At 60.6% G+C, this 23,674-nt stretch carries 19 protein-coding genes and 1 pseudogene; 7 read left to right on the top strand and 13 right to left on the bottom strand.

The window, feature by feature from the left end:
* Positions 1 to 75: 75 nt before the first annotated feature.
* The 3 genes from AK821_RS23985 to AK821_RS23975 form a co-directional block, all read right to left on the bottom strand.
* Positions 76 to 774, bottom strand: a complete 699-nt coding sequence (locus tag AK821_RS23985; RefSeq protein ID WP_064392241.1) for a PspA/IM30 family protein — start codon at positions 772 to 774, stop codon at positions 76 to 78.
* A gap of 17 nt (positions 775 to 791) precedes the next feature.
* Positions 792 to 1,460, bottom strand: coding sequence for a YjfI family protein (locus AK821_RS23980; protein ID WP_064392239.1), 669 nt, complete (start codon positions 1,458 to 1,460; stop codon positions 792 to 794).
* Between the two features lie 145 nt (positions 1,461 to 1,605).
* The gene (locus AK821_RS23975) at positions 1,606 to 2,160 is read right to left on the bottom strand and encodes a cysteine hydrolase family protein (RefSeq protein ID WP_064392236.1); all 555 of its coding nucleotides are present in this window, start codon (positions 2,158 to 2,160) and stop codon (positions 1,606 to 1,608) included.
* Positions 2,161 to 2,261: 101 nt separating this feature from the next.
* Here AK821_RS23975 and AK821_RS23970 point away from each other — a divergent pair, with 101 nt between their 5' ends.
* The 3 genes from AK821_RS23970 (at position 2,262) to AK821_RS23960 (ending at position 5,398) form a co-directional block, all read left to right on the top strand.
* Positions 2,262 to 3,263 (top strand): GlxA family transcriptional regulator, encoded by a 1,002-nt coding sequence (locus AK821_RS23970; protein ID WP_064392234.1) that lies wholly within the window; start codon positions 2,262 to 2,264, stop codon positions 3,261 to 3,263.
* 280 nt (positions 3,264 to 3,543) lie between these two features.
* A complete protein-coding gene (locus AK821_RS23965; RefSeq protein ID WP_064392232.1) occupies positions 3,544 to 4,653 on the top strand; it encodes a DUF3182 family protein in 1,110 nt (369 codons plus the stop codon).
* Entirely contained in the window at positions 4,643 to 5,398 is a 756-nt protein-coding gene (locus AK821_RS23960) for an alpha/beta hydrolase family protein (protein ID WP_064392230.1), read from the top strand. The genes AK821_RS23965 and AK821_RS23960 overlap by 11 nt, the downstream gene beginning before the upstream one ends.
* Positions 5,399 to 5,485: 87 nt before the next feature.
* Here the strand turns inward: AK821_RS23960 and AK821_RS23955 are convergent, their stop codons facing one another.
* From AK821_RS23955 to AK821_RS23940, 4 genes are read right to left on the bottom strand one after another with little or no spacing between them, the layout of a single operon-like run.
* Positions 5,486 to 6,475 carry a lysylphosphatidylglycerol synthase domain-containing protein gene (locus tag AK821_RS23955; protein WP_064392228.1) on the bottom strand — a complete coding sequence of 330 codons (990 nt, stop codon included), beginning with the start codon at positions 6,473 to 6,475 and terminating at the stop codon, positions 5,486 to 5,488.
* Positions 6,472 to 7,746: a cardiolipin synthase ClsB gene (clsB, locus tag AK821_RS23950; protein ID WP_064392227.1), complete on the bottom strand. Its 1,275-nt coding sequence runs from the start codon at positions 7,744 to 7,746 to the stop codon at positions 6,472 to 6,474. Before clsB ends, AK821_RS23955 begins: the two co-directional genes overlap by 4 nt.
* Positions 7,743 to 8,540, bottom strand: coding sequence for an endonuclease/exonuclease/phosphatase family protein (locus AK821_RS23945; RefSeq protein WP_064392225.1), 798 nt, complete (start codon positions 8,538 to 8,540; stop codon positions 7,743 to 7,745). Before AK821_RS23945 ends, clsB begins: the two co-directional genes overlap by 4 nt.
* Positions 8,537 to 9,463: a DUF72 domain-containing protein gene (locus AK821_RS23940; RefSeq protein WP_064392223.1), complete on the bottom strand. Its 927-nt coding sequence runs from the start codon at positions 9,461 to 9,463 to the stop codon at positions 8,537 to 8,539. The genes AK821_RS23945 and AK821_RS23940 overlap by 4 nt, the downstream gene beginning before the upstream one ends.
* Before the next feature lie 411 nt (positions 9,464 to 9,874).
* On the opposite strand from AK821_RS23940, the gene AK821_RS23935 reads away from it, so the two are divergent.
* Positions 9,875 to 11,968, top strand: a complete 2,094-nt coding sequence (locus AK821_RS23935) for a mechanosensitive ion channel family protein (protein ID WP_064392221.1) — start codon at positions 9,875 to 9,877, stop codon at positions 11,966 to 11,968.
* Positions 11,969 to 12,083: 115 nt separating this feature from the next.
* Here the strand turns inward: AK821_RS23935 and AK821_RS23930 are convergent, their stop codons facing one another.
* Positions 12,084 to 16,370, bottom strand: a complete 4,287-nt coding sequence (locus AK821_RS23930; protein ID WP_064392219.1) for a DEAD/DEAH box helicase — start codon at positions 16,368 to 16,370, stop codon at positions 12,084 to 12,086.
* Between the two features lie 277 nt (positions 16,371 to 16,647).
* On the opposite strand from AK821_RS23930, the gene AK821_RS23925 reads away from it, so the two are divergent.
* Both AK821_RS23925 and AK821_RS23920 read left to right on the top strand, forming a co-directional pair.
* Complete coding sequence (locus AK821_RS23925; protein ID WP_064392217.1) at positions 16,648 to 17,532, top strand: sugar nucleotide-binding protein; 885 nt, start codon at positions 16,648 to 16,650, stop codon at positions 17,530 to 17,532.
* Positions 17,525 to 18,457 carry an NAD-dependent epimerase/dehydratase family protein gene (locus tag AK821_RS23920; RefSeq protein ID WP_064392216.1) on the top strand — a complete coding sequence of 311 codons (933 nt, stop codon included), beginning with the start codon at positions 17,525 to 17,527 and terminating at the stop codon, positions 18,455 to 18,457. The genes AK821_RS23925 and AK821_RS23920 overlap by 8 nt, the downstream gene beginning before the upstream one ends.
* Before the next feature lie 476 nt (positions 18,458 to 18,933).
* Here AK821_RS23920 and AK821_RS23915 read toward each other — a convergent pair whose 3' ends face one another.
* The 5 genes and pseudogenes from AK821_RS23915 to AK821_RS23895 form a co-directional block, all read right to left on the bottom strand.
* Positions 18,934 to 19,632 (bottom strand): OmpW/AlkL family protein, encoded by a 699-nt coding sequence (locus AK821_RS23915; protein WP_064392214.1) that lies wholly within the window; start codon positions 19,630 to 19,632, stop codon positions 18,934 to 18,936.
* Positions 19,633 to 19,854: 222 nt separating this feature from the next.
* The gene (locus AK821_RS23910; protein WP_064392280.1) at positions 19,855 to 20,373 is read right to left on the bottom strand and encodes a DUF3299 domain-containing protein; all 519 of its coding nucleotides are present in this window, start codon (positions 20,371 to 20,373) and stop codon (positions 19,855 to 19,857) included.
* A gap of 11 nt (positions 20,374 to 20,384) precedes the next feature.
* Positions 20,385 to 21,649, bottom strand: a pseudogene (locus AK821_RS23905) (ABC transporter permease).
* A gap of 1 nt (position 21,650) precedes the next feature.
* Positions 21,651 to 22,361 carry an ABC transporter ATP-binding protein gene (locus tag AK821_RS23900; protein WP_064392211.1) on the bottom strand — a complete coding sequence of 237 codons (711 nt, stop codon included), beginning with the start codon at positions 22,359 to 22,361 and terminating at the stop codon, positions 21,651 to 21,653.
* Positions 22,362 to 22,497: 136 nt separating this feature from the next.
* On the bottom strand, positions 22,498 to 23,097 hold the full coding sequence (locus AK821_RS23895) for a DUF2796 domain-containing protein (RefSeq protein WP_064392209.1): 600 nt from the start codon (positions 23,095 to 23,097) through the stop codon (positions 22,498 to 22,500).
* Positions 23,098 to 23,232: 135 nt separating this feature from the next.
* Here AK821_RS23895 and AK821_RS23890 point away from each other — a divergent pair, with 135 nt between their 5' ends.
* Positions 23,233 to 23,592 carry a hypothetical protein gene (locus AK821_RS23890; protein ID WP_064392206.1) on the top strand — a complete coding sequence of 120 codons (360 nt, stop codon included), beginning with the start codon at positions 23,233 to 23,235 and terminating at the stop codon, positions 23,590 to 23,592.
* Positions 23,593 to 23,674 lie beyond the last annotated feature (82 nt).

Here is a 23,674-nt window from a genome sequence, read left to right as displayed (position 1 = left end):
TTCAGACAACACTGAGGTTGAATGTTCCGGCCTCATCGCGAGCAGGCTCACTCCTACAAGGGTTTTCCGCAGTGATTACTGAGCGGACTTTTGCTTCAGGCGCTCAAGAATCGCATTGGCGCTGCCTTCGTTCGGCGTGATGCCGGCGTCGCGCAGTTTGCGATCCAGGTCGTTGCCGGTCGAGGCGTCGGCCAGTTCATCAGCTGCACTCAGCTCGGCGGCGCGTTGCTGCTGCTTGGCCTGCAGGCGATTCAGAGTGCCGACGGCGGTTTCCAGTTTGCCATTGGCGCCGCCGCTGGCAATCGATGCGCTGACCTGGGCTTTCTGCACGCTTTCACGGGCCTTGGCCATGTCCACTTGCTGGCGCAGGCTCTTGATCCGCGCCTCGGCCTTGCTGATGTCTTTGCGCATGTTTTCGGCGTAGGTGCCGAATTCGTCGCTCTGTTTTTTCTCGGCGTCGAGGTCGTTGGTCAGGGTCGAAATCGCTTCGGCCACTTCCAGCGCGAGGTCTTCACGGCCGGCGTTCAGCGCCGAGACGGCTTTGGCTTCCAGATCCTTGATCTTGGCGTCGTACTCGCTTACGCGGTCGGCGGCCAGTTTGTGTTTGGCCATGATGGTGACCAGTTCACGGCGGGCGTTCGACAGTGCGGTATCGGCGTCGCGGATTTCCTGGTCGAGGATGCGCAGGGCCTGTTGGTCGACGATTGCTTCGCCGACTTCATTGGCGCCGCCGCGCAGTGCGGTGAACAACTTGCTCCAGATGGACTGAGTCATTGGATATTCCCTGTTGATTACTTGAAGAAGTGTTCGAAGGCTTCACTCGCGCGCTGCACGTTGTCGACCAGGGTTTTCACCTCGGTGACGACGTTGGTCAGGCTCGAGTCGGCGCTGAGGGCGCCAAACATGTTGTAAACGGTCTGCCCGTTCGGCATCGACTCGATACCGATCGAGGACAGCGGGAACATTTCCCGGCTGCGCAACACGGCGTCGTTGAAAGTCGCTACGTTCGAGATCGAGTCGATGTCCACCAGCACGGTGTCGACGATGATCTGCTGGCCGGCCAGGGCGATGTGAATCGGCAGACCGCCGAATTCATTCATTTCCAGCTTGATGCTGGGTTCGGAGCTCTGGATCAGCGACAGCGTGATCTCTTGCGAAGCTACCTCGTCCAGGGCCTTGAGGGCGTTGAAGAGGCTATCAATGGTCCAGTTGTTGCCTGCGCTCATGTAATTCTCCGACATGAAAGAGCCAGCCAGAATCGGTTGGCGTAGCTGTTGCTCCATTTGCTTGAGCAAGCTTCGGTTTTCGGGAAGCACCCAAGTTTCGTGTTTCACATAACCGGCAGCGGCCAGGCCTGCGCGCATCTGCTTCATATAGAAGCTCGACGGTTTTTTCGCCGACGGTTTCGCGCGCTCTCCCTTCGGGTTTTCTGATTTCGATGTGGGGGAACGGCTTTTCATGGCAATGGCTCGGTTATGAACATCTCACGCGTGAGCCACACTACAACCAAATCAAAGTGCCATCAATGGCTCACGCGTGAGATTTTTATGACAGACGAAAAAAGGCCCGCTGGAAGGCGGGCCCGGATAGTTTGCAAGGTATGACTCAGTGAGGTTTCGCGAGGAATTCGTCGGTGGACACCACGCTGGCATAGGCAAAACCCAAGGCTGACATGAACGCTGCATGAACATGCGCCGCCGGCACGGTGAGGCCGTTGAACTCCAGGTCGCGGCTGGCGCAGGCGTCGTGAATCACCGTAACGCTGTAGCCCAGATCCGCCGCTGCACGCGTGATACCGTCGACGCACATGTGGCTCATGCTGCCGACCACCACCAGTTCCTTGATGCCTTTCTCGTTGAGGATCGCTTGTAGTTCGGTTTCGCGGAATGAATTGACGAAGTGTTTGAGCACGACAGGTTCATCGGCGCGGTTGAGCACTTTGGGATGCAGCTTGGCGCCTTCAGAACCCGGGGTGAAAAACGGTGCGTCGGGGGAGGTGAATTCGTGGCGGATATGCACCACCGAATCGCCTGACTCACGAAACGCTGCGATCAGCCGCGCGGCGTTGTCGGCGGCGGCATCAGCACCGGCCAGCGGCCACTTGCCTTGGGGGAAGTAGTCGTTCTGGATATCGACTACGATGAGCGCTTGCTTGGCCATGGGTGTGTCCTCGATGGATTGGCTGGAAGTGGCTTCAGTATTGACGCTGACCAGCGAATCGAGGATTGGCCGCACCGACAATAAGCAGGGGAAAACTGACAATGGGCGTAGAAAGGGCCGCTGTCGCTGAACTGGGCATATTGATTTACCCCGGTGCGCAGATGGCGGCGGTGCATGGCCTGACCGATCTGTTCGCGGTGGCCAACCGGATTGCCGCCGAGTATCAGGCTGCGCAACTGCCATTGTTGCGAATGAGTCATTGGCAGGTCGAGGGCGATCAGCCGCCAACGCGCACTTACGACAGTCATGCGGGTGACGACAGCGCTTTGCTGGCGGTGCTGATTCCGCCATCGATCGGCGGGTTCTCGGCGGCGCAGGCACCGGCTAGCCTGATGCAATGGTTACGCGCTCAGCATGCCAACGGGGCGACGCTGGGCGGGGTTTGCGTAGGCTCGCTGCTGTTGGCTGAAAGCGGTCTGCTCGACGGCCGTAGCGCCACTACGCACTGGACGTCGGCCAAGGCTTTTGCCGAGCGTTATCCGAAGATCAAACTCAAGGCTGATACGCCCATTGTCGATGACGGGGATCTGATCACCACCGCTGGATTGATGGCGTGGTCAGAATTGGGCTTGCGTCTGGTTGATCGTCTGCTTGGGCCGAGCATCGCCACCGCCACTGCGCGATTTCTGGTGATCGAGCACAGCGACAGCGCGAGCGAGTGCGGTAGTAATTTCGCACCGATTCTGAGCCATGGTGACGCGCCGATACTCAAGGTTCAACATTGGCTGCAAAGCACTGGCGCGACGGATGTTTCGCTGACGACAATGGCCGAGCGGGCGGGGCTGGAGGAGCGCACATTCCTGCGCCGTTTTCGCGCGGCGACGGGGTTGAAGCCGACCGAGTATTGTCAGCACTTGCGGGTGGGCAAGGCGCGGGAAATGCTCGAGTTCTCCAATGGCACCATCGATCACATTGCCTGGACGGTCGGGTATCAGGATCCCGGAGCGTTTCGCGCGATCTTCAAGAAAATCACCGGGCTGGCGCCGAGTGATTATCGGGCGCGGTTTGGCGTAAGCCCAATTCCGAAGGCAACGAACATCTAATGTAGGAGTGAGCCTGCTCGCGATAGCAATCTGTCAGAAAACCGTGAGGTGACTGACCCACCGCTATCGCGAGCAGGCTCACTCCTACAAGAGACCGCACAAGGTTCGGGATCGTGCAATTTGCCGGGGATTTGTGGGTGGTCGTGCAGATTGAAACAGGCGCGGTGCCAGCACGATTCTGCCAAGTTTATGATTCAAAAAAGAATTTTGCGCAGCGATGGTTGGCCTGATCTCTGCACCCTCCACCGCTACAGTCATCGAACCGATGGAAGGGGGACGCATGACCCCGACACCCCGCAAAAAAATCGTCGTCGCCCACTCGGTGCGTGCCGACGCGCCGCAGCATGAAGTGCAAACCAACAAGGCGCTGGCCCGCTGGCTGGCGCAGATTCTCGGGTTGAAATTCGGTGGCAGTTACGACCCGGAAAAACATCGCGGCCGTGATCTGTATCTGCTGCCCACGCAAACCATCGTCGGCGCTGCCCAGGCCCAGGCGCTGGGCATCAAGGGCCCGGAGGATCTGTGGGGCGGCTTTGTCGAACATGACTTCATTTGCACCAAAGCCATCAGCCACGGTCTGCGCAGCCATTTGGCCACAGCGCCACAAGGCTGGTCGCCGCTGTTCAGCGAACGCACGCGCAATGTGGTCCTCGACGGTCTCAGCGTGTTTGCTCTGGAAGATGCACGGCCCGCTGCCGAGCACTTGTTGTACAGCGGGCCGATTCGTCTGAAGCCGATTCACGCCTGCGCCGGTCGCGGTCAGGAAGTTATAAAGAGTCTGGACGCCTTCGACGAAGTCCTCGCCCGTCCCGACATTGAAAAATACTTCAGTGAGGGCGTAGTGCTGGAGCAGGACTTGAGCGACGTGGTCACTCACAGCGTCGGCCAGTCATTCATCGGCGACAAAGTGTTGAGTTATTGTGGTGATCAATACCTGACCAAAGACGCCCACGATGAAGAGGTTTATGGCGGCTCGAACCTGCTGGTGGTGCAGGGTGGCTATGACGATCTGCTGGCGCTGGATTTACCGGACGATGTGCGCCTGGCCATCGAACAGGCGCAGATTTTCGACAGTGCCGCCGACGAAGCCTACCCACGTTTCTATGCCTCGCGCCGCAACTACGACATCGCCCAAGGGCTGGACAACAACGGCAAAACCCGCAGCGGTGTACTCGAACAATCCTGGCGCATGGGTGGCGCCAGCAGCGCTGAGGTCGCCGCGCTGCAAAGCTTCGTCAACGACCCGGGGATGCGCGCGATTCGCGTGTCTTCGGTGGAAACCTACATTGATCAACCGCTGCCGGCGAATGCCATCGAGGTGTATCGCGGCCCGGCCGAAAACAGTGAATTTCTCCTCAAATACGTAACGGTCAAATCCTATGACGGCTAGAAGCGAAAGCATTCAAATCGACATTGATGATGAACAGATGAGCGGGACCTTTCTCAGTCCCAAATCGAAAGTCCCGGGGGTGTTGTTTGTCCACGGTTGGGGCGGTAGCCAGGAGCGCGATCTGGAGCGGGCCAAAGGTATCGCCGGTCTCGGTTGTGTATGTCTGACGTTCGACTTGCGCGGGCATACCGGCGGCACCGGAATTCCGCTGACCCGCGTCACCCGCGAAGACAACTTGCGCGATCTGCTCGCGGCGTACGACCGCTTGCTGGCGCATCCGGCGCTCGATACCTCGGCAATCGCCGTGGTCGGCACCAGTTATGGCGGTTACCTGGCATCGATCCTTACGTCATTGCGCCCGGTGCGCTGGCTGGCGTTGCGCGTGCCAGCGCTGTATCGCGATGAGCAATGGCACACGCCCAAACGTGAGCTGGACAAGGCCGATTTGCGTGATTATCGAAGCACGCTGGTGCGCGCCGACAGCAACCGTGCGCTGCATGCGTGTTCGCAGTTCACCGGGGATGTGTTGCTGGTGGAGTCGGAAACCGATGACTACGTGCCCCACGCGGCGATCATGAGTTACCGCGCGGCATGCCAGCAGACCCATTCACTGACGCACCGGATTATCGACGGCGCCGATCATGCGCTGAGCGAGCCGGTGTCGCAGCAGGCGTATACCTCGATTCTGGTGGACTGGATTACCGAGATGGTCGTGGGCGAGCGGTTGAGCATTATCCAATCCTGAAGATCAAAAGATCGCAGCCTGCAGCAGCTCCTACAGGGAGAATGCATTCCAACTGTAGGAGCTGCCGCAGGCTGCGATCTCTTGATCTTAATGCCTCGGTTTCTTCTCTATCCGCAGCGCCTTCGCTTTGGCCTCCACCACCAGATACATCACCACCGTAATCAACAACGGCAATAGAAAATAAATCGCCCGATACGCCAGCAACCCCGCCACCAGACTGCCGCGCGAAGCCTCGTGTTGCAGCAGCGCCACAAACACCGCCTCCAGCACCCCAAGCCCCGCCGGAATATGGGTAATGACCCCGGCAATCGCGCTGATCAGCAACACCCCCAGCACCAACGGGTAGTCGAGCTTGCTCGGCAGCAAGGTGAAAATCACCGCCGCCATCAACGACCAGTTCAATGCGCCCAGCAACAGTTGCAATACCGCCATGCGCAGCGACGGCAGATTGATCTCCACACCGCGAATCGACCATTCGCGGCGCTTGGAAAACTGGCACGCCGCAAGATAGCCCGCGCTGATCAGCAGCAGTAAAACGCCGATGCCTTGCAGCGCGGTGCTGCTGACTTTCCACCCCGGCGGCATGCTCACCAGACCGCTGCTGAACACCACGCCGGCAATGGTCATGTAGCCAAACCAATTGGTCGCCAGGCTCAGGCCGAGGATCTTGGCGATGTTGCTTTTGCTCACCCCAAGGCGCGAGTAGAGCCGATAACGCATGGCAATGCCGCCGACCCACGCGCTCAGGTTCAAATTGAATGCGTAGCTGATGATCCCCACCGGCAGGATCTGTTTCCAGGTCAGATCCTGGCGAATGTAGGTGCGCCCGATCAGGTCGAAACTGGCGTACACCAGAAAGCTCAACAACGTCAGGCTGGCCGCGATGATCAGCGTGCGCACTTTGAAGTCGGCGAGGGTCTGCAGCACTTCGGCCCATTCGATGCGCGTGGCGAACATCGTCAGCAACACGATCAGTGCGAGAAAAAACAGCAGCGTCAGCGGGCGTTTCCAGCGACTCCATTTCGAGTGCGTCGCAGGCGTCGAATGCTGGGCGGAATGCACCTCGGAATGGCTCATGAGCGGTCACCTCGAAACGGCTTGAGCCTTGGTTTGTGCGCCGGCAGCCAACCGGCCATTGCCGGGAAGTGCCGCAGAAAGTGGAACACCAGAAACCCCACGGTCATGTGCCAGATCCGCCCGCGTGGCGACTTGCTCGCATCCATGGCCTTGCAGTGATTCTGGCTGAGGTCTTCGAGGCGCTCGAACAAGTGCTGATTGAAGGCGCGGTCGCGAATCAGCACGTTGGCTTCCAGGTTCAGCGACAAGCTCAGCGGGTCGAGGTTGCTCGAACCGACGGTGCTCCATTCGTCATCGACAAGCGCGACTTTGCCGTGCAGCGGGCGCGCACAATATTCGTCAATCTGCACTCCGGCCTTGAGCAAATAATCGTAGGTCATGCGCGCCGCGAGTTTGGCCACCAGCATGTCTGGCTGCCCTTGCAGAATCAGTCGCACCTCGACACCACGTCGCGCCGCATTGCGGATTTCCCGCAGCAAGCGGTAACCGGGGAAGAAATACGCGTTGGCGATCACCACGCGGCGTTTGGCGCGGCGCAGCACTTGCAGATAAACGTCTTCGATATCGGTGCTGTGCTGGTCGTTGTCGCGGAACACCAGACGTACCTGACCGTCATGGTCGTCGAAAGCCATTTCGGCGCGGCGCTGGCGGCGGCGCTGCCACCAGAACCGCGCGCGGCCCGGGCGACCACTTTGCAGCAGGGCGAAATGGTGGATGTCGGCGACCGCCGGGCCCTGAACTTCCACCGAGTAATCCTGCTTGGCTTCGGGGCCGAAATCGGCCAGGTGATCGCCGGAAAAATTGATTCCACCGATGAACGCGACCATGCCATCGACCACGACGATTTTACGATGCAGACGGCGAAACCAATTGGTGCGGATGCCCAGCCGTTTGGGGGCCGGATCGAAGATCTGCAAATGCACGCCGGCCGCACTCAGCGCGGTGAGATAGCCGGTGGTCAGCTCGCCGCAGCCAAAGCCGTCGAGGCTGACGGTGGTGCGCACGCCGCGCTTCGCCGCATCAATCAGAATCTCCTGCAGTTCGGCGCCGACCTTGTCTTCGAAAACGATGAAGGTCTCCAGGAGGATTTCACTTTTCGCCGCGCGCATGGCCTCGAACACGCGAGGAAAATATTCCTCACCGTTTTCCAGCAGCTGCACATGATTGTTGCCCTGCCAGCGATATTCGACATCGACTTGGCCGGGCTCGCGTATCGGCGGGGTGATAGCTATCGGTTCCACGGCGGATTTCTCCAGCGGCGCGCTGTTCATAGTTCGATCTCCACCGATAACGGTGCGTGGTCGGAAAGGTGGGACCAGGGCCGGTTGGCAAGGACTTTCGGCTGACTGGCTTTAAGGTTGCGCACGTAGATGCGGTCGAGGCGCAGGGTCGGCAAACGTGCGGGGAAACTGCGTGCCGGTTTGCCGTGATGCTCGGCGAAGACTTCGCGCAAGCCACAAGGTGTGAGCAGCGCATCGGCGCGTTGGCGCCAGTCGTTGAAGTCGCCAGCGACGATCACTGGCGCGTCGTCCGGTAACTCGGCGAGGCGTTCGCCGAGCAGCTTCAATTGGGCGTTGCGATGACTTTCACGCAGGCCCAGATGCACGCAGATCGCATGGATCTCGGCGCCGTCGCCGGGCAGGCGCAGCACGCAATGCAGCAGACCACGGTTCTCGTGGCCGCTGATCGACACGTCGAGGTTGTCGTGGCGGATGATCTGGAATTTTGACAGCAAGGCATTGCCGTGATCGCCCTCCGGGTACACCGCGTTGCGCCCGTAAGCGAACTGCGGCCAGAGGCTGTCGGCAAGGAATTCGTACTGCGGCATCGTCGGCCAGTTGCTGTAGCGCTTGGGATGGTGCTCGTGGGTGCCGTGAACTTCCTGTAAAAACACCACGTCGGCGGCAACGCTGCGCACCGCTTCGCGCAATTCCGGGAGGATGAAGCGTCGGTTTAGCGCGGTGAAGCCCTTGTGGGTGTTGACCGTCAGCACGGTGAACGTACGTACCGAAGGCGCGACCACCGAGCCTTCATCAGTGAAACCGACCGGTTCCGGAATACTCATGCCAGCACTCCTTGCGCAGCGGGTTCGCCGGGGGCGGTGGCGAGGTCTTTGTCCAGCTCGAAACGCTGCAGCAGATCACGGGCGTCGTAGGGCGCGCGGACTTTGATGTCGTTGTCGAAATAGCAGAATACTTCGCGGGATTTGCGTGGGCGCGGCTTCAGGCGTGGCGCAATCAAATGCGCATCTTTCGGTTGTTCGCCGTGATGCCAGGCGTCGATGCGCTCGGCCCAGCGTTTGAGGGCCGGCGCGGTGTAGCCGCTGGCGTAAAGCTCTTCGGCACCGTGCAGGCGCAGGTAGACGAAGTCGCTGGTGAGGTCTTCGCGGTAGGGCCATTTGTTTGCGGTGTCGGCGATGACCAGGGCGGTGTTGTAGCGCTTCAGCAACCGCACGAAATCGGGATCAAGGAAGCTGTCATTGCGGATCTCTACGGCATGGCGCAGCGGCTTTTTGCGCCAGGCTTTCATGCTCGCGTGACCGTGCAGGTGCGAGTCATGTTGATGGGCGAGGGCTGCGGCCGCTTCGGTGTCGTGGGGCAATAGCGCGAGGAAATGCTCAAAGCGCTCAGGCTCGAATTTGAAGTTTGGCGGGAATTGCCAAAGGATCGGCCCGAGTTTCTCCTTGAGTTCCAGAATCCCCGAGGCAAAGAAATTCGCCAGCGGTTTCTCGATGTCACGCAAGCGGCGGATGTGGGTGATGAAGCGCGGCGCCTTGACGCTGAAGACGAAGTCGTCAGGCGTTTCGGCGTACCACTGTGCATAACGTTCGGGTCGTTGCAGGGCGTAGAACGATCCATTGATTTCGATGCTGTTGACCGCCCGCGACGCAAATTGCAATTCGCGCTTTTGCGCCAGTCCCTTGGGGTAAAAGTCCCCGCGCCACGGTGCGTAGCGCCAGCCGGAAATACCGATGTGAATCGTCGCCATGCCGCCCTCCCGTCGAAAGTCCTCGTGTTGCCGGTATCTTTTGATGACTGCGGGCGGGCCGGGAAAGTTTCGATGGCGTTACGGACGGTCACGTCCAAGGCGAAGATCAAAAGCGCTCCCCCTCACCCCAACCCTCTCCCCCAAGGGGGCGAGGGGGAAGGGAGCAGATCTTCAGGGTTTTCAGGGTTTGAGTTCGACTCCGGATTTGTTGATCGTTCCCACGCTCCGCGTGGGAACGCCTCAATGGACGCTCCGCGTCCGCTTTTGGGGCGCAGAGCGTCCCTAGTCGCATTCCCACGCAGAGCGTGGGAATGATCGGGGTTCGCGGTGGTGCTCTGTGAGGGTGCTCTTGAACTTGCTGGGCAATTACCGATCAGTTCCTTACAGGTTCAGCCACGGGAGATCGGAGTTTTGAGCAAGTTCAGGATCGCCATTCTGCTGGGAGCACTGCTATTTCTAGGCACCAACGAACTGGAGGCCGCCGCACTGCCGGGCGTTCCCGCCGCCACCGAGGAGGCGGCCAAACCTGAACCGATTGTGCAGGGCGGTCTGCTCGGTGCGATCAGTTCGAGCATCGACGACGTCCAGGACAAACTCGATCTCAACGAACACCTGGTCGACGCCTGGCGCCTGCGCGCCGATCGCGCCGCCGATGAAGTCGACAAACTGGTCAATCAACCGTCGAACCGCTCGGGCTGGAGCGTCGCCGGGGATTTCCTTAGTCTCTCTGGAACTTGGCTCGGCAGTTTTGCGCTGCTCACCGTACTCGGCAGTTTGTTGGCCAACCGTATGCGTGGAGGTCGCTGGTTGCGCACCCGTCAGCGCAGTCAGGATCTGATCGGCTACTTGTTGCCGTACACCGTGCCGGCGCTGATCTGCCTGCCGCTGACGCTTTACGTCAGCCACTTTCTGCCAGCTTCGGTCGGACGTGCGCTGGCGCTGTGTCTGGCCTACGCCACCAGCAGCGGCATCTTTTCCACGTCGATGTTGTTGTGCGTGGTGGTGATGTTCAATGTCGGGCACAAACGGCCCGCTGCACGCATCATCCGCAATTATTGTCCGCGACCATTGTTCCTGATCGGCTTCCTCGCCGCCCTCAGCGATGCGCTGACCAGCCCGCAAATCGCCCGTCAACTGGGCGGCAATATCACCAGCAGCGTTGCCGTGTTTACCGGCCTGATCGCCTCGGTGATTTTCGGACTGTTGGTGATTCGTCTGCGCCGTCCAGTGGCCCATCTGATCCGCAACCGCTCGCTGGCTCAACGTTTGAAACAGCCCTCCTTGCAGGAGTCACTGCGGATTTTTTCCGGGCTGTGGTATTGGCCGATTGTGTTGATGGTGCTGGTCTCGGCGGTGAATCTGATCGGCATCGGCGAGGACAATCAAAAAGCCCTGCGCTGCGCGTTGTTCACCACGGTGCTGCTGATCGGCACGGTGTTTCTCAGCACGATTCTGCAGCACTTGTTCAAGTCACGAAAAGCCGAGGCGATCCAGCGCAGCAGCGCCTATAAGGAACGCTTCCTGAGCCTGTTGCATGCCTTGCTGCGGATCGTCATCGCGATTGCCTTCATCGATATTCTCGGACGGATCTGGGGCGTGTCGCTGCTTGATTTCGCCCAGAGCAGCACGGTCGGGCGAGCGATCAGTAATGCGCTGAGTAGCATTGGTCTGATCTTCCTGGTGACCTGGCTGTTGTGGGTGGTGCTCGACACGGCGATTCAGGAAGCACTGAAGCCACCAGTCAGCAAGCGCGGCGCTCGCCAGCCAAGTACGCGGGTGAAAACCATCCTGCCGCTGCTGCGCAACGCGATCAAAATCATCCTCGTGGTGATCTGTGCGATCACCACCATGGCCAATCTGGGGATCAACGTTGCGCCACTGCTGGCCGGGGCCGGGGTGGTCGGTCTGGCCATCGGTTTCGGTTCGCAGCAACTGGTGCAGGACGTGATCACCGGGTTGTTCATCATCATCGAAGACACCTTGTCGATTGGCGATTGGGTGGTGCTCGATTCGGGCCATGCCGGCACGGTCGAAGGGCTGACCATTCGTACCCTGCGTCTGCGTGACGGTAAAGGTTTTGTGCACTCGGTACCGTTCGGCCAGATCAAGGCTGTGACCAACCAATCGCGGCAGTTTGCCTTTGCGTTTTTTTCTGTGCAGTTCACTTACGACACGGATGTGGACAAGGCCATCGAGCTGATTCGTGAGACCGGCGATTCGATCCGCGAAGACCCGTTCCTCAAGTACAACCTGCAAGGGCCGCTGGATGTGTTTGGCGTGGACAGGATGGATTTGAACGGCGTGGTGCTCACGGCGCAATTCCGCACCGTGTCGGGTGGGCAGTATGCGGTGAGCCGGGCGTTCAATCAGCGTTTGAAGAAGCTTGTGGATAACACCGAGACGGTGCATTTCGCGCAGACTTATCCACAGCAGGTTTTGTTGCCGAAGCGTTCGCAGGGGAGTGAGGTGGTGGTGAGCGAGGTGCCACATGAATCGAGGACTTAATATCGGGTTTTGTGTTGGTAATACTGGCGTCATCGCGAGCAGGCTCACTCCTACCTTTGGAATGCGTTCCCCTGTAGGAGTGAGCCTGCTCGCGATAGCACCAGAACAGCCGACATCAATGCCGGATCAATTTGCTGCGCACCTGCTCCATCGCGATCTGATCCAGCTCCAGCCAAAATTGCGGCTTACCGGCAATCTCCGCGGCCACCGGCAAACCATCCCGATACACCAACCGATTACTCACCAGCGCCGGCACTTTCACCCCCGCTAACAACGTCCCGGCGAGGTTCAGCGGATCAGCCCCGCACACCGCAACCAGACTGCCGTCCTGTGGCCGCCGACGTACTTCGCGTAAAAGTGGAATCGCCTCCGGCAAGGCAAACTGTTCCCCCGCCAAGCCACTGACAAACCGTCCACCACGAATCTCGCCGCGCGCTTCCAGTCGATGAAACGTGCGCAGCAATTCCCGCCAACTTGGCAACCAATCCGCCTCACGCTCCAGCAAGCGCCAGAACACCACGCCATAGCGGCGCAGCAAGGTCATGGCGACATGTTCCAGGGTTTCGCTGTTATCCACAGCTGCCCCGCGCCGCAGCAAGGCCCAGCGCCCGGCATCATCCATGCCGCCTACAAACGCGCCGCGCCCGCGACGACTGCTGCGCTGCTGGCGTTTGCTCGCCGGGGTGATCAGCGCACGCAGGCCAGCGAAACTGTCGGCATTCACCAGCCCGGCGCCGACCAGTTCCTGCAGAGCGATTTCCAGCTCGGTGCGCAGCAGATGCGCCTCATGAATCAACTCATCGAAAAACAGCGCGCCGTGCTGACTCAACGCTTCAAAGACCTTCTGGGTTTTCGGCGACAGTTCGCTCACGGGCGTCTGTTCGGCCAGCGCACTCCACAAGCCAACCTGACTGCGCGGCAGCAACACGATGGGCGTACTGCGCAACGCCGTGCCGCTGATTTTTTGCCGGGCACTGAGGCGCGTCCACACCAGTTTGCCGTTGCGGCACAGCTCATCCAGCCAGCTCGGCGAATAGTCCTTGAGCCGCGCCGGCAGAATGTCGCTGTCCCACGCCGAAGCTGCCGCTGCGTAGCCTTCGAACTGGCTGACAATCGCCGGCAACACCGCGCCGCCCTGGCCCCGCGTCGAAGGCGAGAGATGCTGCCAGTCGAACAGAAATCGCATGAAATCCTGCAAAGCCACCGGTTCGATTTCCCGGCGCAGACGCTTGACCGTGTAGCGATGAATACGCGCGAGCAGGTGACGTTCGCACCATTCTTCGATGTTCAGTTTCGGCGTGAATTGACCGCGCAGGACATAGCCTTCGCGCTCCAGTTGAGCGAGGGCTTGGTTGACTTGAGTGGTTGGCAGCCCCAGCGGTTCGGCGATAGCGGTTAACGGCAACGGGCCGAAAGCACCGAGCCGTGCGCGGATCACTTCGACCAATGCCTCATCGTACGTCCAGGTTTCATCGAATCCCGGCAAGGCCTCCAGCCCGGGTTGCAATTTAGCCTGTGGATAAAGTGCTTGCAGGCAGGTCAGGCGCTCGCGGGCCAGCCATAAACAATGCTCGGAATCGATTTGCAAACGGCAGGCGCGGCCGCTGCTGGCCAAGGTTTCCAGCCATTTGCGCCAGCCTTCGTTCGCTTGCACCTCATCCTCGCTGATGCACGCCAGACTCATCAGCGCCTCATGCATTTCATCCACAGCGTTCGGCGTCGGCCAGGCTTCTTCGCGCACGGCGTTTATCGCGTCTGCATCCAGCGCACCGAGATCATCAGTCGATTGCGGATCGCTCCAGCGGCGGTTGATCACCGCTTGAGTGCGACGTTCTTCCAGCGGTGCATCGTCGAGAAAAGCGTACGGCCGAGCACTGAGAATTTCCGCCGCGAGCGGTGAGGGCGCTGGCAGATCGCGGCTGATCAAACGCACCTCGCCACGCTCCATGCGCCGCAGCAGATTGAGCCAGCCTTCGCTGTCCATCGCCTCGTGCAGGCAGTCGTCGAGGGTTTGCTCGATCAATGGATGCTCGGGGATTTCGCGTTCGCCGGCGAGGTTTTCCAGGCAGGCGATCTGATCGGGAAACACGCTGGCAATCAGGTCTTCGCTTTTCATCCGCTGCAACTGCGGCGCGACTTTGCGCCCGCCGGTAAAACGCGGCAATGCCAGCGCCACACCGGCGTTCCAGCGCCAACGCACGCCGAACAGCGGCGCATCGAGCACCGCTTGAATGAGGATCTGCTCGGCGCTGTTGCTGTGCAGGTAGCGCCAGATCTCATCGAGTTCAAAGCTGTGGCTGGTGGACAGCGACAGGACGATCGCGTCTTCACTGGCAGCGGCCTGCAATTCGAAGTTGAAGGTGCGGCAGAAGCGCTTGCGCAGGGCCAAACCCCAAGCGCGGTTGACGCGACTGCCGAACGGCGAATGAATGATCAGTTGCGTGCCGCCGGACTCGTCGAAAAACCGTTCCATCAGCAAAGTATCTTGCGAGGGCAGGGCGCCGAGGGTCTGCCTGGCGCGGGCGAGGTATTCGACCAGTTGCTCGGCGCTGGCGCGGTTGAGACCGAGGGTCTGTGTCAGCCAGTCGAGCGCTGGTTGCAAGTCTCCGGGGCAGGCGCCGAGCAGTTCGTCGAGTTGCGCTTGCAGGCGTGCCACGGCGAACGACAGTTCATCGCTGCGCCCCGGCGCTTCGCCGAGCCAGAAGGGAATGGTCGGCGGCTGGCCGTGGGCATCCTCGACTCGAACCTTGCCGGTTTCCACACGGAGGATGCGGTAGGAGGTATTGCCGAGCTGGAACACATCGCCGGCAATGCTCTCCACGGCGAAGTCTTCGTTGACGCTGCCGATGTTCAGGCCTTGCGGCTCAAGCATCACGCTGTAATCGGCGTTATCGGGGATGGTGCCGCCGCTGGTCACGGCAGCGAGTTTCGCGCCACGGCGGCCTCGCAAGGTGCGGCTGACGGCGTCGCGATGCAGATAAGCGCTGCGGATGCCCTGACGACCGTTGTAGCCTTCGGCGAGCATGCTCAACAGGGCTTGATAGTGTTTTTCGTCGAGATCGCGGTAGGGCGAGGCTTGGCGGAACATCGCCAGCAAATCGTCTTCTGGCCATTCCTGACAACTGACTTCGGCGATGATCTGCTGCGCGAGCACATCCAGCGGCGCGACAGGAATGTGCAGGGTATCGAGTTCGCCACGGCGCACGCAGTCGAGCAGGGCGGCGCATTCGATCAGGTCGTCGCGGGTGGTGGCGAACAGCCGACCTTTGGGCGTGCCACCCACCTGGTGACCGGAACGGCCGACGCGTTGCAGAAACCCGGCGATGGAGCGCGGCGAAGCGATCTGACAGACCAGATCGACTTCACCGATATCGATACCCAGTTCCAGCGAGGCGGTGGCGATCAACACCTGCAACTCGCCACGCTTGAGGCGTTGCTCGGCGTCGAGGCGAAACTCCTTGGCCAGACTGCCGTGGTGCGCCGCTACCGCATGCTTGCCGAGGCGTTCGCTGAGGTGTCGGCTCAGGCGTTCGGCCAGGCGCCGGGTGTTGACGAAAATCAGCGTGGTGCGATGCTCGCGGGCCAGTTCGGCGAGGCGGTCGTAGACCAGCTCCCAAACGTCGTTGGCCATGACTGCCGACAACGGCACGGGCGGGACTTCGATGCCAAGATCCCGGGGGCGGGCGTGACCAATGTCGATGATTTCGCAGGGGCGACCATGACCGACCAGAAATTGCGCCACGGCTTCAACCGGTTTTTGCGTGGCAGACAGGCCGATGCGGGTCAGCGGTTCGGCGCACAAGGCCTCAAGGCGTTCAAGGCTCAGGGCCAAGTGACTGCCGCGTTTGCCGGCGGCCATCGCGTGGATTTCGTCGATGATAACTGTGCGCGTGGTGCCGAGCATTTTTCGCCCGGAGTCGGAACCGAGCAGCACGTACAGCGATTCCGGGGTGGTCACCAAAATGTGCGGCGCGTTTTTGCGCATGGCCGCGCGTTCTTTTTGCGGGGTGTCACCGGTGCGCACGGCGGTGGTGATGTGTACTTGCGGCAGGTTCATCTGCCGCAACTGTTCGGTGATCCCGGCCAGCGGGTTTTGCAGGTTGATGCGGATGTCGTTGGACAGCGCTTTCAGCGGGGAGACATAAACGACGAGCGTTTCATCGGGCAGGCTGTCGGGGTTTGCCAGGCCTCGGTGGACGAGGTCGTCGAGCACGACGAGGAACGCGGTCAGGGTTTTTCCCGAGCCGGTGGGTGCGGCGATCAGTGTCGAGCGGCGCTGGCGGATCAACGGCCATGCGCGGGCCTGGGCGGCGGTGACCGTCGGGAAGGTCTTGCGGAACCAGGCGCTGACGGCGGGGTGAAAGCCTGCCAGGGCCGCGTCCGTGGGGATGGGCAGATTCATGGCTAAGTTATGCGGGCGCAGGGGGGAAGATGCAAGTACCGTTCGGGCCTCATCGCGAGCAGGCTCACTCCTACAGGGGAATGCATTTCAATTGTAGGAGTGAGCCTGCTCGCGATGGCGCCAGTCGAAGCGCTACAAATATCCGGGATGTACACTTTACGGATGACGGTTGCGCACTAAACCCGCAAAATGCAACGATTCCGGCAATTATCGGCGACGGTTCCACAAGATCTGTCGCTAAAGCCATCGTTCCAACCAGACTGGGCCTGCTGACTCTATGCGAATGCGCCTTATGTTACTGGGCGGCGGAAATGCCCTTGGGCAGGCGCTGATTCGCCTCGGTGCAGAGGAAGACATCGGTTTCCTCGCCCCCCGCCCGCCCGAAAACGGCTGGGATGCCGCGAGCCTGACCCAATTGCTCGACGACACCCGTCCCGATGCGTTGATCAACCTCGCCTACTATTTCGACTGGTTCCAGGCGGAAACCGTCAGCGAAAGCCGTATGGCCGGACAGGAACGTGCAATCGAACGTCTGGCCGAACTGTGCCAGCACCACAACATTGTCCTCGTGCAGCCCTCCAGCTATCGGGTGTTCGACGGCTCGCGTGCGACTGCTTACAGCGAAAAAGACGAACCGGTGCCGCTCGGTCTGCGCGGTCAGGCCTTGTGGCGTATCGAACAGAGCGTTCGCGCGACGTGCCCGCAGCACGTGTTGCTGCGTTTCGGCTGGCTGCTCGATGACAGCGCCGACGGCACCCTCGGGCGTTTCCTCGCCCGCGCCGAGCATCCGGAAGAATTGCTCCTGGCCGATGACCGCCGCGGTAATCCGACCCCGGTCGACGACGCTGCGCGGGTAATCATTTCGGTGCTCAAGCAACTCGATTGCGCCGCGCCGCTGTGGGGCACTTATCACTACGCCGGCCACGAAGCGACCACCCCGCTGGCGCTGGGCCAGGCGATTCTGACCGAAGCGCGCAGCCTGCACGCCCTGGCCATCGAAGCGCCGACCGCACAGGCTCACGCCGCGCGCCCGGACGCAGCCGAAGAGCCGCAACACGCAGTGCTGGCCTGCAAGAAAATTCTGCACACTTTCGGGATCAAGCCGCGCGCCTGGCGTGCTGCGCTCCCGGCTTTACTGGATAGGTTTTATCGCCATGGCTGAAGGCCCTGTTTTAATCACCGGCGGCGCCGGTTTCATCGGCTCGCACCTGACCGACGCCTTGCTTGCCAAGGGCCATTCGGTGCGCATTCTCGATGACCTGTCGACTGGCAAACGCGCCAACCTGCCGCTGGACAATCCCAAGGTCGAGCTGATTGTTGGCGATGTCGCCGACGCCGCACTGGTTGCGCAAGCGATGCAGGGTTGCAGCGCTGTGGCGCACTTGGCCGCCGTGGCCTCGGTACAGGCCTCGGTGGATGATCCGGTAAAAACCCACCAGAGCAATTTCATCGGCACGCTGAATGTCTGCGAAGCGATGCGCCAGACCGGGGTCAAACGCGTGCTGTACGCCTCCAGCGCGGCGGTGTATGGCAACAACGGTGAAGGCCAGTCGATCGACGAAGACACGCCGAAAGCGCCGCTGACGCCGTATGCCTCGGACAAACTGGCCGGTGAGCACTACTTCGATTTCTATCGTCGCCAGCATGGTCTGGAACCGGCGATCTTCCGTTTCTTCAACATCTTCGGCCCACGTCAGGATCCGTCCTCGCCGTACTCCGGAGTGATCAGTATTTTCAGCGAGCGCGCACAAAAAGGCCTGCCGATCACCGTGTTTGGTGACGGCGAGCAGACGCGGGATTTCCTCTACGTCGAGGATCTGGTCGATGTGCTGGTACAGGCGATTGAAAAGCCTGAAGTGGACGTCGGTGCGGTGAACGTCGGCTGGAATCAGTCGATGAGCCTCAAGCAGATGCTCGAAGCCCTGCAAGCGGTGGTCGGTGAATTGCCGCCCATCAGTTATGGGCCGGCGCGTTCCGGCGATATCCGTCACTCGCGGGCGGACAACGCTCGCTTGCTGGAGCGCTTCAAGCTGCCAGAGCAGACGCCGATGAGTGTGGGTTTGGCGCGGTTGCTCGGTCGCTACTGAAAAGCCCCCTCACCCTAACCCTCTCCCTGAGGGAGAGGGGACTGATCGAGGTGTACTTTCGAGTTACGCCGACGTGAAATACCGAGTCGAACTCAGGTTTTGAAGACACAACAAATCGGCTCCCTTTTCCCTCTGTCATAGGGAGAGGGTGCTCACCGAGGCGTTCGGATGAGATACACCGAACTGAGGTATCGAGTCGAACTCGGATTTGAAAAGCACACAAATCGGCTCCCTTTCCCCCTCTCCCTGAGGGAGAGGGCTGGGGTGAGGGGGAGATCCAACTCACGCCACAGGTTTCCAGCAGACATGAAAAAGGCGCCCTTTGACAGGCGCCTTTTTCACGGCCGGAATTTGTCGCCATTCCTGTGGCGAGGGGATGTTATCCCCCGATCAACTGCGTACGGTCGCCGTCAGTTCTAAGCCTGCTCACCACCAAGCCTCATTCACCACCACGTGAACGTTCGGTAAAAATCAGCTTAGAACTTATAGCCCAGACCGACCATGTAGATGAACGGATCGACATCGACGTTCACCCTTGCGCGGGTGCCCGGAGCGACGGCGTTGTTTTCCACAGTGGCGCGGGTATCGATGTCGATGTAGCGCACTTGGGCGTTGAGCATGATGTTGTCGGTCAGCATGTAATCCGCACCGACCTGCCAGGCCAGACCCCAGGAGTTTTTCGCCTTGAAGTTGCTGAAGCCTGCAGTCTGCGCTTCGCTGCCGACGTGCTCGTCATAGATCCAGGTGTAGTTGATACCGCCGCCAACGTAAGGCTGGAAGGCCGACTTCGAATCCAGCGGGTAGTAGACGACGCTGAGGGTCGGCGGCAAGTGCTTCAGTGTGCCGAGCTTGCCGTTCGCGGCTGGGAGGGCAGTGCCCTTGAGCTTGACGTCATGCTCGAACGGCGTGGCCGCAAGCAATTCGAGGCCGACGTGATCGGTGAGCATGTAGGCGAAGTTCAGACCCAGTTGGGTATCGCTGCTCATGGTCGCCTTGCCGCCGAGATTGGTGCCACTCAACGGACCCTGATCGACCTTGACGCTGGAGCTGTCAGCCTTCGGGTTGACGGTGATTGCACCGGCGCGGATGAGGATGTCACCGGCCTCGTGGGCGTGGGCGAGCGGGGCTGCGAGCGCGAGGGCAAACAGCGAAGCACTGAGCAAGGACTTGTTCATGGGGGCTCCAAAGGACGTTTAAAATTTCTGATGTCCTATGGTACGAAGCCAACTGATACGGTCTTTTGACGCAGCTCAATGAAACAGTGAAGGGGGCGGGTTTCTGTGGAACCTTTGCCGACCCCATCGCGAGCAAGCTCGCTCCCACCCTGGAATGTGATCACCTGTGGGAGCGAGCCTGCTCGCGAAGACGATGGATCAATCAACACAAAACCGCCGGATTCACTCCGGCAGCTCATACACATAAATCTTGTCCGCATCCATCTGATACCCGGCATCCGCCAGTTCGCTGCTCGACGCCTTGACCTGCAACGGCCCTTCGACCCAGTACGGCTGATACAGCTCATCAAGCTTCACGCCCAACTCGCTTTTGACATGCACGATCTGGTTCGACGGTGGTGGCGGCACGTGGATGCAGGCGCCGAAATACGGCACCAGCAAAAAGTCCGTGGTGCGTCCTTCTTCGTTGACTTCCAGTGGCACGATGTAGCCCGGCAAACGAATGGTCTGCCCGTCGAGTGACTGCACCACCGGCGCATTCGGCAGATCCTGCTTCGCCGCTGGCGCGGACTCGGCAGACAACGCATCGCCCATCTTCGACAGGTCGTGCAGCGGCGTCATGTTCGGTACTTCCGGCGCGGCGTCCGGCGGAATCATTTCCGACCACGTCAGGTCTTTCGGCGCCGCTGCCCACACGGGCAGGGCGACCAGCAACAGCAGCGCAAGTGCAGCGCGGGGCATGGTGAACATCCTCATAAACGGATCGACAGGCCATCGGCCAAGGATTGGCGATAAGCGCGCCAGGCCGGCACGCTGCCCATCAGCAGCGCGGCCGCCAGAATGCCACCGAGCAGCGTCCATTCATACTCGCTCGGCCACGCCAGCGGCAGATACAAACCGTAATTGGCCTGCACGTAACCCTGCGCGGCGGCGATGCCGATGTACAGCAACGCCAGACCTGCGATGACGCCGGTCAGTGCCAGCGCGAACGCCTCCAGCACCAGCAGGCTCGCGATGTGCCACGGCCGCGCTCCGACCGAGCGCAGAATCGCCATCTCGCGGCGACGTTCGTTGAGGCTGGTGAGAATCGCCGTGAGCATGCCGATCAATCCGGTCAGCACGACGAACAACGACACCACGAACAACGCTTTTTCAGCGGTGCTCATCAGGCTCCACAACTCCTGCAACGCCACCCCCGGCAGGATCGCCAGCATCGGTTCGCCACGGAATTCATTGATTTCGCGTTGCAGTGCAAACGTGGAAATCTTGCTGTTGAGGCCGAGCATGAACGCGGTGATCGCTTGCGGCGTCAGGTCCATGTTGCGCGCCTGATCTGCGCTGATCCGCCCGTTGCCTCGGGCCGGCACGCCGTTGTGCCAGTCGATGTGAATCGCCTCCATGCCACCGAGACTGATGTGCAGTGTGCGGTCGACCGGGGTGCCGGTGCGCTTGAGGATGCCGACCACGGTGAACGGTTTGTCATCGTGCTTGACCAGACTGATCGCCGCCACGCCGTGGGCCAGCACCAGTTTGTCGCCGAGTTTGTAATGCAGCGCATCGGCCACTTCCGCGCCGAGCACCACTTCAAACGGATCGGTGGCAAACGCGCGACCGTCGGCGAGTGCCAGATGTTGCTGGCGACCGTACTGGTAATGCTCGAAATAGGCTTCGGTGGTGCCCATCACCCGGTAGCCGCGATGGGAATCGCCGAGGGACATCGGGATCGCCCACTTCACTTTCGGGTTGTTGGCAAAGTGTTCGAAGCTGTCCCAGCGGATGTTGTTGGTGGCGTTGCCGATGCGGAACACCGAGTACAGCAACAGGTTTACCGAACCGGAGCGAGCGCCGACGATCAGGTCGGTGCCGCTGATGGTGCTGGCGAAACTGGCTTTGGCCTCGGTGCGCACCCGTTCTACGGCGAGCAGCAGGCAGACCGACAGAGCGATGGCGAATGCCGTGAGCAAAGCGGTGAAGCGGCGGTTGGCCAGGCGGCCATGGCCAGACGAAACAGATACATCTCAGACCTCGGCCGACGTGGCGGCGCGATTGAGTTCGGCCAGGGACAGATGACGGGCGAACAGCGGCGCCAGGCTCTGGTCGTGGCTGACGAACAACAGGCTGGAACCGGCTTCGCGGCATTCGGCGAACAATAGGCGAATGAAGTTTTCCCGGGCGTCGTAGTCAAGGGCCGAGGTCGGTTCGTCGGCGATAACCAGCTCAGGCTGACCGATCAAGGCGCGGGCAGCGGCGACGCGTTGTTGTTGGCCGATGGACAGCGAGTCAGCGCGACGGCTGAGTAGGCTTTCATCCTTCAGGCCCAAGTGGGCGAGGAGGGTGGCAGCGGCTTGGTCGACGCTGCCGTGGCGCTGTTTCGCCCGTTGCGCGCGCAGTTTCGAGAAGTGACACGGCAACTCGACATTCTCGCGTACCGAGAGAAACGGCAGCAGGTTGAACTGCTGGAAGATGTAGCCGGTGTGATCGACGCGGAAGGTGTCGCGGGCGCCGGCGGAGAGTTCGGTGAGTTCCTGGCCGAGCAGGCGAATGCTGCCGCGACCGGGCTTCTGCACGCCGCCGAGCAGGCCGAGCAGGGTGGTCTTGCCGCTGCCGCTGGGGCCTTTGAGGAAAAGGGTTTCGCCGGCTTCCAGACGAAACGCCGGGATGTCCAGCAACGGCGGGTGGCCGGGCCAGTTGAAGCCCAGGTCGGACAGTTCGATGAGTGCTTGGGTCATGGCACCAGTTTCAAAGTTGTAGACAGAACCCCTGTAGGAGCTGCCGAAGGCTGCGATCTTTTGATCTTGGCTTTTACAATCAAAAGATCGCAGCCTCGTTTCACTCGACAGCTCCTACAGGAGATTTACGGAGTGATCAGAATTTCAGCGCGGCAGCCTTGGCCGTCACTTCGGTACCTTGCTGGCCGTTCGTGCTGATCAGTTGTACCTGAATTTTCTGCGTGGCCGGGAAGGTCTTGAAGACGTTCGCCAGATCCAGGGTCTTCAACGCACCTGGTGTGGTACAGCTGAATTGGTAATGCGCATGGATTTCGCTGTGGTCGTGGTGATGCTCGTGGCCGTCCTTGTCCGCTTCATCGTCGTCATGGTCGTCGGCATCCGGCTTGTCACCGAACAGCGGGCTCTCCAGTTCCTGACTGATCACTTTGCAGCCGGCAGCAGACGGCAGGCTGAACAGGGCCAGCGGCTTTTCCAGCTGCGCACGGGCGGCAGCGACTTTGGCCTTGTCGGCATCCGTGGTGGCGGCGTGTTCGAAACCGACGAGGTTCATTGCCGGGCTTTCCAGCTCAAGCTCCAGGGTCTGCCCATCGAGCGCGGCGTTCAGTCGACCAACACCATGTTCATGCGCGCCAAGGCTGCCGTGTTCATGATCGTGATCGTGGTCATGCTCATCAGCCGCATGGGCGATGGCCAGCGGCAACAGGGCAAACGGCAAAGCGAGCAGCAGACGACGCATGATGGTCTCCGGGAAGTAAAGTGAAGAGTTTGTTATGTAATCTTATAACGAAAGTCCGCAGAGTTTGCCCGTGCGCTTGGCGTTGCACAAGTCCCGTGGGAGCATGCAGGTCATAAATGTGCGGGAGCGAACTCAATGTTGCGGATACGCGGAACCGTCGGCGACGTGCCGGTGGACTTGATGGTGGAACTGGATGACAACGACTGGGCCAGGCTCGGTTCGGCGCTGAATGCGCAGGCACCGATCACCCAACCTGAGGTCGCCGCGTCGGCGCCAGCGGCGAAACCGCTGAATCAGGACGACGCGTTGTGGCAGGTGGCCAAGGATCTGTTGCGCAAGGCCGGGCAACTCAGCGGGCCGGATCTGCTTGATCAGCTTGAAGGACTGACGGGCAGCGCGGCGGCGGGCAAGCGCTTGCTGGTACGCCTGCGCCACAGTTCGGACGTGAAAGTGGTGAGCGGCGGGGGTACGCCGCTCTACAGCTGGATCGAGTGAACCGCAAAAGATCGCAGCCTGCGGCAGCTCCTGCAAGGGTGTACACGATCCCAATGTAGGAGCTGCCGCAGGCTGCGATCTT

This window comes from Pseudomonas sp. RIT-PI-r (assembly GCF_001297015.1).
GTDB lineage: Bacteria > Pseudomonadota > Gammaproteobacteria > Pseudomonadales > Pseudomonadaceae > Aquipseudomonas.
The sequence above is the reverse complement of the archived record's forward strand: the minus strand, read 5'-3'. Positions and strand labels throughout refer to the sequence as shown.